This window comes from Mucilaginibacter sp. BGA-UO-ETr-C110, assembly GCF_059567985.1.
Window position 1 is genome coordinate 5,398,010 of sequence record NZ_JCAQPB010000002.1, and the last position, 17,078, is coordinate 5,415,087.

At 45.6% G+C, this 17,078-nt stretch carries 11 protein-coding genes; 10 read left to right on the forward strand and 1 reads right to left on the reverse strand.

Annotated features, from left to right (window positions below):
* Window positions 1-37 precede the first annotated feature (37 nt).
* The 10 genes from AC57BQ_RS23235 (at window position 38) to AC57BQ_RS23280 (ending at window position 15,579) form a co-directional block, all read left to right on the forward strand.
* On the forward strand, window positions 38-1,117 hold the full coding sequence (locus AC57BQ_RS23235; protein WP_496408527.1) for a FecR family protein: 1,080 nt from the start codon (window positions 38-40) through the stop codon (window positions 1,115-1,117).
* Window positions 1,118-1,343: 226 nt separating this feature from the next.
* Complete coding sequence (locus AC57BQ_RS23240) at window positions 1,344-4,685, forward strand: SusC/RagA family TonB-linked outer membrane protein (RefSeq protein ID WP_496408528.1); 3,342 nt, start codon at window positions 1,344-1,346, stop codon at window positions 4,683-4,685.
* 10 nt (window positions 4,686-4,695) lie between these two features.
* Window positions 4,696-6,144 carry a RagB/SusD family nutrient uptake outer membrane protein gene (locus AC57BQ_RS23245; protein WP_496408529.1) on the forward strand — a complete coding sequence of 483 codons (1,449 nt, stop codon included), beginning with the start codon at window positions 4,696-4,698 and terminating at the stop codon, window positions 6,142-6,144.
* 19 nt (window positions 6,145-6,163) lie between these two features.
* Complete coding sequence (locus AC57BQ_RS23250) at window positions 6,164-6,835, forward strand: fasciclin domain-containing protein (protein WP_496408530.1); 672 nt, start codon at window positions 6,164-6,166, stop codon at window positions 6,833-6,835.
* Between the two features lie 81 nt (window positions 6,836-6,916).
* On the forward strand, window positions 6,917-8,611 hold the full coding sequence (locus AC57BQ_RS23255; RefSeq protein WP_496408531.1) for a glycoside hydrolase family 28 protein: 1,695 nt from the start codon (window positions 6,917-6,919) through the stop codon (window positions 8,609-8,611).
* Window positions 8,612-8,727: 116 nt separating this feature from the next.
* Complete coding sequence (locus AC57BQ_RS23260; protein WP_496408532.1) at window positions 8,728-10,149, forward strand: chondroitinase-B domain-containing protein; 1,422 nt, start codon at window positions 8,728-8,730, stop codon at window positions 10,147-10,149.
* 14 nt (window positions 10,150-10,163) lie between these two features.
* Window positions 10,164-12,218, forward strand: coding sequence for a discoidin domain-containing protein (locus tag AC57BQ_RS23265; RefSeq protein ID WP_496408533.1), 2,055 nt, complete (start codon window positions 10,164-10,166; stop codon window positions 12,216-12,218).
* A 213-nt stretch (window positions 12,219-12,431) separates the two neighbouring features.
* The gene (locus AC57BQ_RS23270; protein WP_496408534.1) at window positions 12,432-13,859 is read left to right on the forward strand and encodes an alpha-L-fucosidase; all 1,428 of its coding nucleotides are present in this window, start codon (window positions 12,432-12,434) and stop codon (window positions 13,857-13,859) included.
* A 3-nt stretch (window positions 13,860-13,862) separates the two neighbouring features.
* Window positions 13,863-14,663 (forward strand): hypothetical protein, encoded by an 801-nt coding sequence (locus AC57BQ_RS23275; RefSeq protein ID WP_496408535.1) that lies wholly within the window; start codon window positions 13,863-13,865, stop codon window positions 14,661-14,663.
* 34 nt (window positions 14,664-14,697) lie between these two features.
* The gene (locus AC57BQ_RS23280) at window positions 14,698-15,579 is read left to right on the forward strand and encodes an AraC family transcriptional regulator (RefSeq protein WP_496408536.1); all 882 of its coding nucleotides are present in this window, start codon (window positions 14,698-14,700) and stop codon (window positions 15,577-15,579) included.
* A 377-nt stretch (window positions 15,580-15,956) separates the two neighbouring features.
* Here the strand turns inward: AC57BQ_RS23280 and AC57BQ_RS23285 are convergent, their stop codons facing one another.
* The gene (locus AC57BQ_RS23285; RefSeq protein ID WP_496408537.1) at window positions 15,957-16,940 is read right to left on the reverse strand and encodes an NAD-dependent epimerase/dehydratase family protein; all 984 of its coding nucleotides are present in this window, start codon (window positions 16,938-16,940) and stop codon (window positions 15,957-15,959) included.
* Window positions 16,941-17,078 lie beyond the last annotated feature (138 nt).

Sequence of the window (17,078 nt, forward strand, 5' to 3'; positions counted from 1 at the left end):
TCATTTTTCCCTGTCCTTGTTATTGAAGCTAAAAACAATGGACCAGGAAACTCTTTGGATACTTTTAGGAAAAAAATTGAATAATGAAGCTAGCCCCGAAGAGCTTCAGCAACTGGATATATTGCTTGCCCAACCTTGGGCAGATGCTTACACCATACAGGTATTGGAAGCCCTATGGCAGCAAAACCCGGATCAACCGCCTCGCTTTATTTCGCACAAGCTACAGGAAAAGTGGGCCCGTTTAGAAAATAAACTCGAAACAGATAACCATACAACAGATAATTTTCAAGGTCCGGAAGATAAAGCAGATTATTCAGCCAAAGTAAGAAACATCTGGCCTGGTTCGGCCCGGCTATCCATCGCGGCAGCTTGTTTGGTCTTTGGGCTGTTATCGTTTTTTTGCTGGCGAAGTTTTACCGGGGATAACATGGGTAAAACGTACCAGATCGCAGCTCCCCTGGGCGGTATTAGTAAAATAGTATTGCCCGATGGCACCAAAGTATGGCTTAATGCCGGCAGCGAAATATTTTACGGAACAAACTATGGCAATAAATACAGGGAGATCCGCTTAACCGGCGAAGCCTTTTTTGATGTGGTAAAGGATAGTGAACATCCCTTTATTGTGAATACCACAACCATGCAGATCAAGGTATTGGGTACCGCTTTTAATGTAAAATCATATGCAAATGATATTGTTTCTGAAACATCGCTGATCAGGGGTAGGATAGAGCTCACCCCGGTATCAAACCCCGATCATAAGATCATATTAAAACCTTCCGAAAAACTAACCATCCCCAACAAAGAAAAATATGATGCTAATGAAAATAATACCCTTATTACTTTAAGCACCTTTCATAAGGCAAAAAACGATTCTTTACCATCAGAGGCTCAATGGCTTGAAAATAAGCTGGTGTTTGATGACGAATGTTTTGACGAAGTGGCCAAAAAAATGGAACGCTGGTACAGCGTTTCTATCTCCTTTAAAAACGACCAACTGAAACAAAAAAAGTTTAGCGGAAAGTTTACCAAAGAATCATTGACAACAGCCCTGGAAGCGCTTAAGGCTACCAGCAATTTCAACTTTTTAATTGATAACGATAAAGTGGTCATTTATTGACCGGCATATTAACCTTAAACCACATGCGTATGATAAAACTTGACCCATAAAAATGCTAATAAAACCAAAAAGCGGAGAATGTTGACGCATCCCCCGCAGTGTTGGTCCCTCAAAATTACCAGTCGTCTTAAACCAATAATTAAAGTAACCTAAAGACTAAATTATGAAAAAAAATGCTTGCCGCATAAGCAATATGCGGTTGCAATGCCTTGTAAAAATATTTCTCATGACAAAGTGTACCCTTCTCCTGATTGTGATATCATCCTTTCAGGTTTTTTCAAAAGGCTACGGGCAGGATAAGATCAATATTAACCTGCATAACGTTTCGATAAAAAAAGCACTTGCCGAAGTTGAAAAGGCAAGCACCTATCGCTTTGTTTATAATGATGATGCTTTGAATTCAAAGCTTATTGGCAAGGTTGATCTGAGCAACGCCACCATTGTTGAGGTGATGGAAATGTTGCTGTCACAAACAGATCTTACCTACAAACTGAACAGCAACAACCTGGTCATCATTACCGATAAAAGACAACAAACGGCACCCATATCCATTTCTGGTGTAGTGAGTGATGCCAAAGGCCCATTGCCGGGTGTAAGTGTAAAATTAAAAGGTACGCAGGTGGGTGTTTTGACCGATGGGAATGGTAAATACCTGATTAACGTGCCTGACAATAACGCGACATTGGTGTTCTCGTCCGTGGGTTATGTTTCAACAGAAATAGTAGTTGGTGACCGGAAAAGCATCAATGTAACCTTAAAAGAATCGGCAACCGATTTGAGTGAGGTTGTTGTAACGGGATACGGTCAGTCGGTAGCCAAACGCGACCTGACCGGAGCCATATCAACAGTAACCGCCAAGCAGATCGAGGAACGCCACCCCATAAATCTGATAGATGCTTTGCAATCGCAGGCATCAGGTGTGTTGGTTATCAATGACTCTGGCGAGCCCGGCGCAACGGGTTCTATCCAGATCCGTGGTGGATCAACCTTTTCAAGCGCTGGCAATTCGCCCTTGTTTGTAATTGATGGTATTTTAAGCCAAAGTGCTGATAACGTAAACCCCAACGATATCCAGTCGATAGAGGTATTAAAAGATGCGGCTTCTGCTGCCATTTATGGTTCGCAGGCAGCAAATGGTGTTATCCTGATCACCACTAAGCGCGGCAAACCAGGCAAGCCGCTTATCAATGCCCAGTATGCCCGCATTTTTGGCGTAATGGCGCACAAACTGGAGCAGCCAAATTCAAGGGATCTGCGTATTGAACGGAATTTATATAATGGAGCCAGTCCTGATAAACCTACCACCACTAATGACTCCTTAAACGTTGTCTTTAACTCTGACAATGATAATCAGGATGTGATCACCCAAACCGCCAAAAGAGACATTCTTGATTTTGGTGTAAGCGGGGGCGAAAAAAGCCTGCAATACTACTCCAGCATCCGATATATTAATGACCAGGGCCTTATTGTTAACAGCTATGCAAAAACGCTTCAGGCGCGATTTAATCTCGATTACCAGGTATCCCCAAGATTTAAATACAGCAACCGCTTGTCCTTTGGGTACAATACCAATAATAATATCAACGAAGGTAATACCATTAACCAGGCGTTTCAGCGGCCATCAAACTTAGCCTTATATTATCCGGATGGGACTTTAACCGGCTACATTAGTGGGCGGCGGAACCAGTTGTCGGTTGCCTTACTCGAGATTAACCAAACCAACACTTATACCGGTGATCTGTTTAACCAGATAGATTACACGATCACCAAGGATCTGCGCTTAACCAACAATTTCGATTTTGGCTTATCAACACCACACAATGTGTTTTTTGATCCTAAACTATTAAGCAGCGCCAGTCCTTTGGTTAACTCTGGCAGGGAAAGTTTTGCGGTTAATACCAACTGGGCCTACCAGGGATTTTTAAACTGGGCTAAAACATTTGGCAACCACTCCATAACGGCAGTGGCGGGTGTAAGTGCCGAGAAAACGCAGAATAACAGTTTTAAAATAGCTGGTTCAAATTCGGCCAACGAAACCATTTACACTTCGAATGTTTATGGCACTATAGATCAAACCAATACCGGTACCGATGCGGGATCAACCAGCCGCGAGTCGCTTTACGCCCGGGCTACCTATAATTATAAAAGCCGCTACATGTTCAATGTAGTTTACCGTAAAGATGGTTCATCAAGGTTTGGTAAGGATAACAAGTATGGCGATTTCTACGGCTCATCTGCAGCCTGGCGATTTACCGATGAGCCATTTATGGGCTGGGCAAAAAAATTCCTGAATGATGCCAAGCTCCGTGTAAATTATGGTGAAGTAGGTAACGACCGGATCCCATCCAACTCTAATTTGCTGATCTATACTTTTGGCTCTTCCTTTTATAATGCCGTAAACGGTGTGGTATTAAGCAACCAGTTTGGTAACTCTCAATTGAAATGGGAGAGTAATATCCAGAAAGGCATCGGACTTGATCTTCAGTTTTTCAATTCAAGGTTGAATGTAACCGCCGATTACTACCAAAAGACAACCAAAAACTTGCTTTATCAGCGTAATATTCCGGTTGAAACAGGTTTCACCAATGTATATGTAAATGTGGGCGACGTTACCAATAAGGGATTTGAACTTTCGGTAAATGCCACACCAATTACCAGCAAAAACTTTAACTGGAATATTGGAGCCAACCTAACCATTGAACGCAACCGGATCAAGAGCCTGTACAATCATCAGCCGTTCCTGGCAACTTCGGGAGGAGCTACTTACCTGGTGCAGGAAGGCGGCAAAATCGGCGATTTTTATGGATATAAGGGATTGGGCGTTTACCAATACGACGCGTCAAACGCTTATGACGGCAACTGGAACAGGCTAACCCCGGTAGGTGTTTCGGCTGATGGCAAAACCGCATCAGGTTATGTGCTGAACGGGCAAACTTATTCAGGTACCGTACACCATATGTACGCAGGCGGAGCTTTGCTGCTTGGCGGCGACATGATATTTGACAATGTTAAAAAAGACAGTGTTATTGATGCCAATGACCGCCAGGTATTGGGTAACGCGCAACCATCATTCTACGCGTCTATCATCAATACTATAAATTATAAACAGTTTACCTTATCATTTACGCTGAACACCACCTGGGGCGGTCAGATCTATGACAGTCCGCGGCAAACATTGGATAACCTGGCTACATCGGGTATTGTGGCTGATAATAATACTACTTATAATTCGTGGAAAAAGCAGGGCGATGTTACCGACATCCCTTACATGGGGCGTAAAAACTCCACCGCGAACTTCCCCGGTACGCAAACCAGGTTCCTGGAAAACTCCTCGTTTATCAGGCTGAGTTATGCAAAGCTAACCTATAATTTACCGACTAACCTGGCTTCGCGCTATAAGCTCAAAAACATAGGGGCTTATGTATACGGCGCAAACCTGCTCACCTGGACAAATTACACCTGGTATGACCCTGAATTCTCTTCCAGCTCGGCCCTAACCCCGGGAAATGATAATGGCCGCTATCCGCGCAGGCGCGAGGTTGGTTTTGGTATAAATGTTAATTTCTAATTCATAGGACATGAAAAAAATATTAAGTGTTACTTTTTTAATATTGCTGATCACGGTATCCGGCTGTAAAAAGCTGTTGGATCAGCCCCCTAAAAGTCAGTTGGGCAGCGATAAATTCTGGAAAAGCGCAGATGATGCCAAGGCAGGTGTTGCGGGTATATATGATGGTGTTCAGGATATGTTTAACAGCCAGTTTATTTACTGGGGTGATGGCCGGAGCGATAACCTCACTTTTCATCCAACCTATAACGATGGACTGCCTTTGGCTATCAATGTATTAACACCCAATACAAACGGCGCCGACTGGACCTTGCTTTATACTACCATAAGCCGGGCTAACTTTGCCATAAAATACATCCCAACTATTTCTGTAATTGATGCGGCTACATCAAACGATCTGCAGGCTCAGGCCCTCGGCATTCGGGCCTACAGCTATTTTTGGCTGATCAGGCTTTGGGGCAATGTACCGCTATGGACAGTGCCTTATGAAGACCTGAGCACCGATCCATACAAAGGAGTAACGCCGGCTGCAGATATTATGAAAAACGAGATCCTGCCCGATCTGCTCAAGGCTTATGACCTTTCTGACAAAACAGCATCAGTTGTCTGGAACGTGAACTCCGGCGGGATAGCGGCTATGCTCATGGATGTTTATATGTATAACCATGATTATACCAACGCCTTGTTATGGTGTGATAAGTTGCTGGCATTAAAACGCTATAGCCTGGAACCCACCGCTACCTGGAAAAATATCTTTACATCCCCAACAAACTCCAAAGAAGATATCTGGAGTTTGAACTGGGATTTTACGGTTGATGGCGGTAATAAAACTTCGCAGGAAATAGGAGCTGGCGATACCAATAGTGATTTTGCTGTCGACCCCGCATTGTGGACTTATTTTACAACCACAACAGCCGACATCAGGGGCGCTCAAAGCATTGATTTTAAAGTGAGCAACCACGATAAAATATGGAAGTACTATGCGCCCAATCTTGATAAGAACGGTAACCAGATCTATCCTAATTCGCCACAGGCCAATCTGTTATTCCCTTTATATCGCCTGGCTGATATATACCTTCTAAGGGCCGAGGCTTTAAACAGGACCGGCGACCTGGTCAACGCGCTTATTTATTTAAATATGGTACATACCCGTGCCGGTTTACCAGCCTACCAGGCAAGTGATTTTGCCAGTGCCGATGACATGCTTTACGGCAATCCGGTAAATGGGAACGGCATTTTACGTGAGCGCCAGCTGGAATTATTTTGCGAAGCTAAACGCTGGTTCGATCTGCAACGGAATGGCATCATCGTTTCAACGATGGACCCATTGATCAAGTTCAGACAAATTTTAAAAGGATTCCCGGCAACAGGTTTTGGCGACGTCAGAAAAATATTCTGGCCCATTGATCAGGATGTGTTAAATGCCAATACCAAACTCACTCAAAATCCACCTTATTAATCTATATCAAATGAAAACGATGAAACAAGCAATTGTATGGCTTGCATGTATGGGCCTTTTAATAAGTATGGCCGGCTGTAACCTGGCCGGATTAAAATTGCAGGAAAATGCCGACTATCACCCCTATGTGCTTGATCCGCATATCAACAAAACCGCCTGGCAATATATTAAGGAGCGCAGCTACAACTTTGCCGGGAAAGATACGGTGTTTAAGCTGATGCGCCAGGCTATCGAATACTCGGGGATCGATACCAATTTGTATATTAAAACCGATTGTACATTTATATTTCTGCATAACGATGCTGTGTACCGCTTATCAAACAAGGTGATCACCGCCGATTGTTACTGGGGCAAATACCTGGTAAATGGCAAACCGGCCACCAAATGGAGCGATTACCCCAAGGAGCAGGTGAAAAACTACCTGTTGTATTTAATTGTGCAGGGGGCATATTCCTTTAATAATTTAACACCTGTAAACGTTGTGGCCAACACGCTGCAACCACAAAATTACGATCCGCTAAATCCCATATCGATCATGACCCTGCGGGTTAATAACGATCAGAACTTTACCATGCGGTTAAATGATTTTTCCAACTCGGTAGGGTATGTGAGTGTGCGCACCAGTAACATTTTGGCCTTAAACGGGGCTATACAGGTAATAGACAGGGTACTTTTTTATCAAACAAAATAGTACGTGGTTTAATTGGTTCGCCGGTCGCGACGGGGCTCCCTGTTGCGGCCGGTTCTTTAAACACACTGAAATTAAAAACAAATGGCAGACACACATGACAAATCCGTATCACGCCGTAATTGGTTGGGTGCGATGGGTAAGATCTCGTTAGGAACAGGATTGGCCGCGGTTACCTCAAATTCATTTGGCGCCAATCATCCCGATCCGGTAAAAAACATGGCTAACGATATTGGGGCAAGGGTATACAACATTCGTGATTTTGGCGCCAAAGGAGATGGCAAAACGACGGATACTCTCGCGGTGCAATCGGCTATTGATGCCTGTAATAAAGAACAGGGGGGCACGGTACTGGTTCCGGCCGGTGTATTTGTGATCGGTACGGTTGAGTTGAAAAGCAATGTTACCCTGCACATATCCGCACAAGGGAAATTGCTGGGCAGCGCCGATGGTAAACAATATCATGCCAGCGAGGCTATCCCCCTGGATAGTGGATGGACCATGAACGACGGCAATGTTGGGTTGATATTTGCCGCCAATGCCGAAAATATCACCATTGAAGGAAATGGCACTATCGACGGCCAGGGGGCACAATTTCGCAGTGATACCAAAGGGGTATTGCCACCGGCCGGGATCTCGGGGAACCATCGGCCGTATCATTTGCTTTTTTATCAATGTAAGAATTTAACCGTGCGTGATATTTCGCTCATCAACAGCGCCTATCATTCCATAAGGGTTTGTATGTGCACATTAGGAAAGTTTGAAGGGCTATACATCCGCAGCAAAGTGATCCATAATAACGATGGCTTTCATTTTATAGGCAGCACGTATATGCATGTTTCCAATTGCGATGTGCAATGCCAGGATGATGCCTGTGCGCTGTTTGGCAGTTGTAAGTTTGTAACCGTTTCAGATTGCTCTTTTAGTACCCGCTGGTCCGTATTCCGGTTTGGGGGAGGCGAGGCCGAGAACATCACTGTTTCCAATTGCCTCATCTATGAAACCTATGGATGCCCCATAAAAATGCGTTGCTCGCCGGGCTCGCGGTTTGAGAATATCTCGTTTTCAAACCTGGTGATGAAAGATGTAACCGGTCCTATCTCCATAGGCTCGGGTAATGGAAAATCTTCAGTTAATCCCGTTGCGAATACCCCTGCCATAGTGCGAAACATATCGTTTAATCATATTCATGCAACGGTGGTAAAACCAGTGCAACTTCGCGGTTCGGAGTTTACCAGTAAATACAATCCCGGCGAAATATTTTCATGTGTCACACTGAATGCCATGGATGATATTTTTTTAGAGAACATCAGCTTCAACGATGTGCACATCACATTTCCAGGGGGCGGCACGGCAGAGCAGGGAGCCGTAAGAGATGTCCCCAAAGTAGCTGCGGAATATTACCAGATAGGGGTGCCACCAGCCTATGGCATATACGCCCGGAATGTACGAGGCCTAACCCTCCACAATGTAAGGCTGACAATGGACAGCCCGGATCTGCGCCCGGCACTTATACTGGACAATGTGGAAGATGCCGCGGTGAATGGGCTGAGTGCACAAGGCCAAAAAAACGCTGAATCATTACTCCGTTTTATAAACACCCGCGATGTTTTGGTAAGCGCCCTGCGGGTACTAACACCAGTTACCAATTTGCTGCAGGCCGAGGGTAAGGATTGCAGTAATATTATCATAGATGGCGGAGACACCTCTAAAGCCGACAAGGCCCTGGTATTAACATCCGGCGCATCTGCACAGGCAGTAAAAATACGTGGTTTGTAACAATAATGATAAAGCCAATGGAGTGTATTAATTAGCTTCTTTGTGCAACCGAACCCTTAAAAAATAAGCCGATGTTAGTCACATTATACTTTTTGTCCTCATAAAAATAGAGCATCATGCGCAAAAAATATCCTTACATCTATTCAAAAAGCCATATGGCCAGGCTGGCTGTTGTCTTTATTATCTTATTATGGTTACCTTCAAAAATACTGCTGGCAGAAACGATTATGGTTTCGTCCGTTGCTGATCTGCAAAAGGCGATTGATAAGGCAAAGCCTGGAGATTTGATCCTACTGGCCGATGGCCTTTATACCACCACCGAAGATATTGTTGTTCGTGAAAAAGGCACACGCGAAAAGCCGATTATTATTGCCGCTCAACATACAGGCGCTGCGGAAATTACCGGCAAGGGTGGTTTTAGTTTACAAAGCCCGGCTGCATATATTATCATCCGTGGTTTTAAATTCACCCATGCGGCATCCAAAGCCAAAACGGGGATAGGTACCAGCTTCTGCAGGTTCACCCAAAACATATTTGAAAACCAGGGCGATGGGGAAGACCTTACTGTAGCCGGCAGCGACCAGGAAGTAGATCATAACACTTTCCAGAATAAAAACGCGATGGGACGGTTTGTCGCCATTCGCGGTGAGGGTAAGCAAATAGCCGAGAGGTTGCATATTCACCATAACTATTTTAACAATTTTGCCAGCCAGGGGGGTAAAAACGGGGCAGAGGCATTGCAGTTTGGTTTAAGCGGCTTCAGTTTATCGTCAAGCAACAGTGTGGTTGAATATAATCTGTTTGAACGCTGTGAGGGAGAGAACGAACTCATCTCGGTTAAAGCATCGGCGGTAACGCTCCGGTATAATACCGTTCGTGATTGCCCGGCGCAGTTCACCCTGCGCCATGGTAACAAAAGTTTGGTATACGGCAATTACTTTTTCAATACGCCGGGTCTAAGGATCTTTGGCGACGATCACCTCATCTACAGCAATTATTTTGAGAACTGCAGCTCGGCCATAGTGATCGGGAATGGCGACGGTGAAGTTGCCGACGGTGCCCAGCTTACCGCACACGACCGGCCAGACCGGGTGCTCATTGCCTTTAACACACTCGTTAACAATAAAGAAAATATCATCCAAACCGCCCGGAAGAATGGCATGGGTGCCACTTACATCACCGTGGCCAATAATATTATCCAGGGTGGAGGTTCGGCAGCTACCATTTCTGGTCCATACACCAATCCGCAATGGTTGGGTAATATAATATTCCAGGTAAAAGATGCCGGCAATATGCCTATAGAAGGCTATACTACAGCCGATCCTAAACTGTCAAAAAATGCCTCAGGAACATATCATATACAGGCTGGTAGTCTGGCTATTGACCATGGAAGCGCTGCATACCCGGCGGTGAGTACAGATATGGACGGGCAACCACGTATCGCGCCGTTTGATATTGGGGCTGATGAACAAAGGAAGGCCCCGGTCAAAGCACATGCACTTAACCCTGCCGATGTTGGTTATCAGGCTAAAAATTAAGCAGATCTTATCAAATGAAAAACATTACCGTATTTATATTATGCTGGCTGATAACCGCCAGTTCGTTTGCACAAAAAAGTAAAAGTCAATGGGTATATAAGGGCAAGGATGGTAAGCTGGTTTATAAAACCACACCCACCGGCGATAGGATCATGGATTTTTCATCCGCAGGTTATATGGGCGGTGGTATAGCATTCCCGGCTGTGCCTGTAAAACGCATAGTAAAACCATCGGGGAATGATGATACCCAGGCCATTCAGAACGCTATAGATGAAGTTGGTGCCATGCCGCTGCAAAACGGGTTCCACGGAGCGGTGGAACTGGCTGCGGGTATATTCACTTGTTCTGGTTCCATCCTTTTATCAACCAATGGTGTAGTATTACGTGGTCATGGTAGTGACGCAAACGGTACCACCATTAAAATGGTTGGCGGGCATCATACAGCCATAGTTATCGGTCGCGGTAACACCAATGTGCCCTTAGGTCGTACAGAAAGAGCTGATAGCAGCGCTGCCAATGCTGCCAAAACGGTTATTACCGATGCTTACGTGCCATCGGGGAGTATATCTTTTACCGTTACTGATGCTTCGGGGTTTGCCATTGGCGATACCATAGCCATTAACCGGCCGGTAACCGAAAGCTGGGTACATTTTATGGAAATGGACAATATGTGGCGCGATGGCAAAAAAGAAACCTGGCTCAAAGCAGGTTCCCGGGGTGTTACCAAAAGAAAGATAGTAGCCATCTCCGGAAATAAACTGACAATTGATATTCCGCTGGCCGACTCTTACGATGCCCGCTTTTTAAACTCCCCGGGTACCATCATCATAAAAGCAAAACCGGTTTCGCGGGTTACGCAGGTAGGTGTCGAAAATATACATATCCAATGCCCGCCGCTCGAAATTGATTATGGTCATGCCCCTTATGCCGGTATCCGCGTTGGCGGCGACGATTGCTGGGTAAAAGATGTGTATTGCGAAGAAACCATGAACACCACAGTGCTTGCCGGTAACCGCATCACGATGGAAAAAGTGATCGTAAAACATACCTATGCCAATTTGGGCGCATCCAAACCAACAGATTTTAGTTTGGAGGGCGGGCAAAACCTGATAGACCGCTGCGAAATTACCGGCGGCAACATGTATTTCGTTTGGACCTCCTCCTTAATTGCAGGACCGAATGTTTTACTTAATTGCACCTTTAGGGGCACACGCAGCCGGGTGCAGCCCCATCAACGTTGGGCCACCGGGCTTTTGGTTGATAACTGTACGGTACCGGATGGCGGCATAGATTTTATGAACCGGGGTATCGCGGGTTCGGGCCATGGCTGGACGATGGGCTGGGCCGTAGCCTGGAATTGTATCGCCAAAACATACGTTATTCAAAACCCGCCGGGTGCGGCAAATTGGGCCATTGGCTGTATTGGCAAACGCGAACAAACCGCGCGCTTATTTGACAGCGCACCCGTTTTGACCGATGGTAATTTTGATGCACACGGTTCGCCCGTCGAGATCCAAAGTCTTTACCTGGCGCAGCTGACTGAGCGTGTGGGCGCCAAAGGTCTTAAAAATATAGGATACACGGGCAACACCCTTGACATGTTTCCGAATAAGCAAGTAAACCTATTGCCGCTTAAAACACAAAGGGATAAACTGGGCTTTAATGAAGCCATAGATCGCCCTGTGAACACCAACGATGTAAAAGGCAATACCCGCGAGTTTGGTGGCGAAAAAGCGATTGATGGCAACTCCGCAACTTACTGGCGTACCAATGATGGCGTAACCAAAGCCACACTCGAAATTGATATGGAAGGCCCGGTTGAGATAAACACCCTTCAACTTAATGAACAGGGGCAACATATAGCCGCGTATAAAGTGGAAGCCCAGCTGGACAGCGATTGGAAGTTGCTGACACAGGGAACAACCATTGGAAGAAACCAGGTGATAAAATTTCCCGCCACCATCGCCTGGAAAGTGCGATTGACCGTATTGAAAGCCAGCGATTATGTGGCCATCAGCAATGTGGGTTTATATATGGAAAGGGGGAGAAGCCCGAACAGTAAGATATGACCCGAACGAAAACGTTTGCGTAGATTATTACAGCCTAATGTGGTACCAAACACCACGCGCATTGTATAGTATATGAAGAGCTATACAAATGTAGTTCATAACCAATTAAGCATAACCGTAAATCATACTGGCTATTTAGCCGGCTGTGCTCATTAATTCAATAATAATAGTATAAACCTGGGCGGGTATTGTTCCTGCCAAAATAAAAACCTGATGAAAAAACTTTTTATAGCATGTTTGCTGTCCTTCTTTTTTATACATAGTGTTTTTGCTCAAAAAGAGCTTTCGCGCGATGAGCGCATGAAATGGTGGCGCGAAGCCCGTTTTGGTATGTTCATTCACTGGGGCGATTACGCCGGATTGGGTGGCATGTACAAAGGCTATGAGGTAGGGCATGGCGGCGAGTGGATCATGAACAGGGCCAAGATCCCGGTAGCCGAATACCAGGCTTTTGCCAAAAAATTTAACCCGGTAAAATATGATGCCGATGCCTGGGTAAAACTGGCCAAAGAAGCGGGTATGAAATATATTGTGATCACCGCGAAACATCACGATGGCTTTGCCATGTTTAAATCAAACGCCAGCAAATGGAACATTGCCGATGCCACACCTTATGGCAAGGATGTATTAAAACCACTGGCTGCGGCTTGCAAAAAATATGGTATTAAGCTGGGCTTTTATTATTCGCAGGCTCAAGACTGGAATAACCCAGGTGGCGCCGCCGCCCGCAAGGTAAGTGCTGAAGGTTGGCCAAACCCCGATTCGGCCAAAATAGATGCTTATACCAAAGATCACACCGGTCATTGGGATCCGGCGCAAACTTCATCAACCATGGGCGAGTATATCGACAGGGTAGCTGTTCCACAAGTAAAAGAACTGCTGACCAATTATGGCGATGTAGCGGTGATTTGGTGGGATACCCCAACCAACATGACCGATGAGTTTGCTCAAAAACTGCAGGACCTGTTAAAGCTGCAACCCAATATCATCACTAACGATCGTTTGAAACGTCCCAACTTTGCCGGTGATTATAAAACACCCGAGCAAAAGATCCCTAACCTGAGCGAGCTGGATGGTAAAGACTGGGAAACCTGTATGACCATGAATGGCACCTGGGGGTATAAAAGCTATGATCATAAATGGAAATCGCCCGAAACATTGATCCATAACCTCATCGATATTGCTTCAAAAGGGGGTAATTACCTGCTAAACGTTGGTCCCACAGCCGAAGGCGAATTTCCGCAGGAGAGTATAGCTTCCTTAAAAAAGATGGGTGAGTGGATGAAGGTAAACGGCGAAGCGATATACGCTACCAAGGCAAGCCCATTACAACCGCTAAGCTGGGGCCGCTGTACGCTTAAACCCGATGGTAAAAATACCATACTGTACTTATCCGTATTTAACTGGCCGGCAGATGGCAAGTTGGTAGTTCCGGGTTTAAAAAATGAAATAGTTAGCGCCAAAATGCTGGCAGGTGGAGCGGCTTTGAAAACCGGAGCATCCAACGATGGTGTAACTGTAAATATACCGGCTAGTGCTACAGATAATATAGCCACGGTAATTAAGCTGGAAGTGAAGGGAGCGGTAGCATCTCAAACAGCAAACCCAGCGGGTAAAATGAAAACCGGGGCAATTGATTAAGCCATGAAATTGAGTATCCCCTTATGTTTAATAGCCGGCGTGCTGCTTACGGGAAGCACGCTAAAGGCCCAGGTTGTGCTGAAAGCTGATGGAAGCAGTGATGCTTATAAGCAGATCTCGCGGGTATTGGGAGGTGATGCCTGCGAAGTGCCGGATTGCGCGCACCCGGTTAAACATATTACAGAGGCCTTTGATAAACAGCTGAACGAATATGTATTTGTTTTTCACAGCCATGTTAAGGAGGATAATGACCGCTGCAAAAATTTCGACCGGGAGCGGGTGGAGATCAAAACTTATGGCCCGTCTGCCCCTAAATTGAAAGGCGAACTGGGCGAAACGGTTGAATACAAATGGAAGTTTAAAATAGACAGCGGCTTTAAAGCGCAGCCTACATTTACCCATATCCACCAGATTAAGGCGGGCGATGGCGATGCGGGTGCGCCGATCATCACTTTTACGCCCCGGTTTGGTCAGCCCGATCAGTTGGAGGTTATCCATACCGGTTCGGCAAAGGAAAGCTCACAAGGGGTATTAACCAAAGTAAACCTGGCCGATTTTAAAGGGGCCTGGGTTGAGGTAAGCGAGATACTGCATTATGATTCCCATGGCACTTATACTGTCATGATCAAACGGGTGACAGATGGCAAAATATTATTGAACTATACCAATAAGGATATCGATCTGTGGCGAAAGGGTATCTCATTTTGCCGGCCAAAGTGGGGAGTATACCGCAGTCTGAAAAGCGCGGAATATATACGGGATGAGGATGTTTATTTTGCCGATATCTCTATCCGGGAGCAATAGTTTTTGTTTTGATAACCAATTAAACTCAAATTGAATGAAGCCACAATTACTCAAAGTATCAGCAGGCCCCGCGCAGTCCTTTAGTGTACGGCAAGACCTCATCCCATGTATTAATAACCGGTGGCATTACCACCCGGAAATTGAACTGATCCATTTTAAAAAAGGGAGCGGAACCCAGTTCGTCGGCGATAATATCAGGCAGTTTAACACCGGCGATATTGTGATGATAGGCGCTTATCTGCCGCATTACTGGCGTTTTGATGATGTTTATTTTTCAAAGGAAGAAACAGCTCCTGTGGATATCAGGGTGGCCCATTTTTGTGAGAACTTTTGGGGGAACGGCTTTTTGCAGCTGCCCGAAAATAAGATGATCAAAACGGTATTGGAAAAAGCCCGCCGGGGGATACAAATTACCGGCAGGGCAAAAAAAGCGATAGCCGGGATCATGGAAGACCTGCTTACCGCCGAAGGATCCAAGCGGATCATCCTGTTGATGGAAGCATTAAATATTATTGCCGGATATGAGCATGCCGATATCCTGTCGTCTATTGGATTTAGTCCGAACATTGAGAAATCCGGAAACGATTGTATCAACGTGATCTACGAGTACTCGCTGGCTAATTTCAAAAACAAGATCCACATGGATGAACTTGCTGATCTGGCCGGGATCAGTCCAAACTCCTTTTGCCGTTATTTTAAATCGCGCACGCGTAAAACATATTCCAAATTTTTACTGGAGATCAGGGTAGGGCATGCCTGCAAACTACTGATCGAAAATAAACTGCCGCTGAAACAGCTTTGCTACGAAAGCGGCTTTAACAACTTTACCAATTTCCATAAATATTTTAAACAGATAACCGGTAAAAGCCCGCTGAACTATCAGAAAGAATTTATCCAGACAAGAACCAGTTCCTAGTAAGGGAAAGGCCAGAATAAGTTCGGGAAAAGCAGGCATGTCGGCGACCGACTCACCCGGTCTACGCTTCGCTGGACCACCTTCTCTTCGCCTGCGGCGGAAAGAGGGTAGAGAAGAAAACAAAAAAGGCAACCCCCTCTATGCGCGAAGCGGAGAGAGGGGTGACGAGCGCAGCTATGTCGGGGTGAGTCGGCTATGCGCTATATGCTTACCACATGCCTTTTCGGGGATTATTACTTTCCTTGGGAAGTGATAAATTATGGTTTACAGTGTAAACCCACTTTTCGACCATAAATAAACATAAACAACTTATTATCAATAAAATACAATAATGTTAACCATGAAAAGTGTAAACCATGTAAACCCACTTTTTGTAGCTATTCAACCGGATAGGGGCCCTGTTCAAAAACAGTATCATGGTATCCCTTGCTGCCTACATCGAGCGATAGTGGGCTCCTGAAATCGATACCTTCGCTAAGGCATTTCAGTACATAAGTAAAATCATATTTGGGTCGCCATCCCAGCTCATCAAGGGCCCGGCTGTTCACGTAAACTCGGTCGATATGCGGGAACATGGCCCACTGCTGTCGGGCAAAAAGGTGTTCGTAATCAGGGAAAAGTCTTTTTATCACTTCCGGGGCATTGGTGTGAAGCAGAGCCAGATCATCCCTGGTAAATGGTGTTGTAGCCGAAATGATATAACGGCCAAATCCAATAGCCCGGGCTTTTTCAACCGCCAGGATATGCGCGTCGACCACGTCTTCCATTTCTACCCGGCGGTACAGCAGTTCGTTTGCCTGTACATTTGGAGCCGTGTATTTTCCTCTTACCGCGGCATCATCATCAGCTTCGGGGAAAAACCTTGATGTCCGCAGGATCACTACTCCCAAACCATGCTTGCGGGCAAACATTTCACATAGGTTCTCGGCGGCTATTTTGGTTACACCATAAATGTTTTTGGGAATGGGTGTTACTTCTTCGGTGATCCAGGCTGCAGGCTCACCGGGGGCGGGATTCATAGCCGCGCCAAATGTACTGGTGGTGCTGGTATAAACAAAGGTGCTTATACCGGCAGCTACGGCTTCTTCCAGCAATATTAGCGTGCCCGAAACATTGGTGTCGATAAAATCCTGGTTGGTATGGGTGGCGATGTGCGGTTTGTGCAGGGTTGCGGTATGGATCACCGCTTGTATATCTTTCAGGCAACTACGGATAAAATCCCTGTCGGTTATTGACCCTACATGATCTGTAAAAGCTGAAGCTTTGATATCCACACCCCATGCCTGCCGGCCATGTGCCTTCAGCATGCGTAAAATGGCTTCGCCCAGGTGACCGGCGCTTCCGGTTACAAGAATACTCATGAAACAAAAATACCGGGTTTAATTTATAAAATCAATGAGGCGCTATAAAAGCGGGTTTACAGGCACTATAAAAAAGGCCAATGATCCCTGGTGAAGATTTGTATTGGAAAAATCAGGTTATGTAGCGTTTATTCTACG

Bases quoted from the DNA above. Each gene is read 5' to 3' on its own strand.
- AC57BQ_RS23235 (WP_496408527.1), top strand. From the start codon at position 38: ATGGACCAGGAAACTCTTTGGATACTTTTAGGAAAAAAATTGAATAAT.
- AC57BQ_RS23240 (WP_496408528.1), top strand. From the start codon at position 1,344: ATGACAAAGTGTACCCTTCTCCTGATTGTGATATCATCCTTTCAGGTT.
- AC57BQ_RS23245 (WP_496408529.1), top strand. From the start codon at position 4,696: ATGAAAAAAATATTAAGTGTTACTTTTTTAATATTGCTGATCACGGTA.
- AC57BQ_RS23250 (WP_496408530.1), top strand. From the start codon at position 6,164: ATGAAACAAGCAATTGTATGGCTTGCATGTATGGGCCTTTTAATAAGT.
- AC57BQ_RS23255 (WP_496408531.1), top strand. From the start codon at position 6,917: ATGGCAGACACACATGACAAATCCGTATCACGCCGTAATTGGTTGGGT.
- AC57BQ_RS23260 (WP_496408532.1), top strand. From the start codon at position 8,728: ATGCGCAAAAAATATCCTTACATCTATTCAAAAAGCCATATGGCCAGG.
- AC57BQ_RS23265 (WP_496408533.1), top strand. From the start codon at position 10,164: ATGAAAAACATTACCGTATTTATATTATGCTGGCTGATAACCGCCAGT.
- AC57BQ_RS23270 (WP_496408534.1), top strand. From the start codon at position 12,432: ATGAAAAAACTTTTTATAGCATGTTTGCTGTCCTTCTTTTTTATACAT.
- AC57BQ_RS23275 (WP_496408535.1), top strand. From the start codon at position 13,863: ATGAAATTGAGTATCCCCTTATGTTTAATAGCCGGCGTGCTGCTTACG.
- AC57BQ_RS23280 (WP_496408536.1), top strand. From the start codon at position 14,698: ATGAAGCCACAATTACTCAAAGTATCAGCAGGCCCCGCGCAGTCCTTT.
- AC57BQ_RS23285 (WP_496408537.1), bottom strand. From the start codon at position 16,940: ATGAGTATTCTTGTAACCGGAAGCGCCGGTCACCTGGGCGAAGCCATT.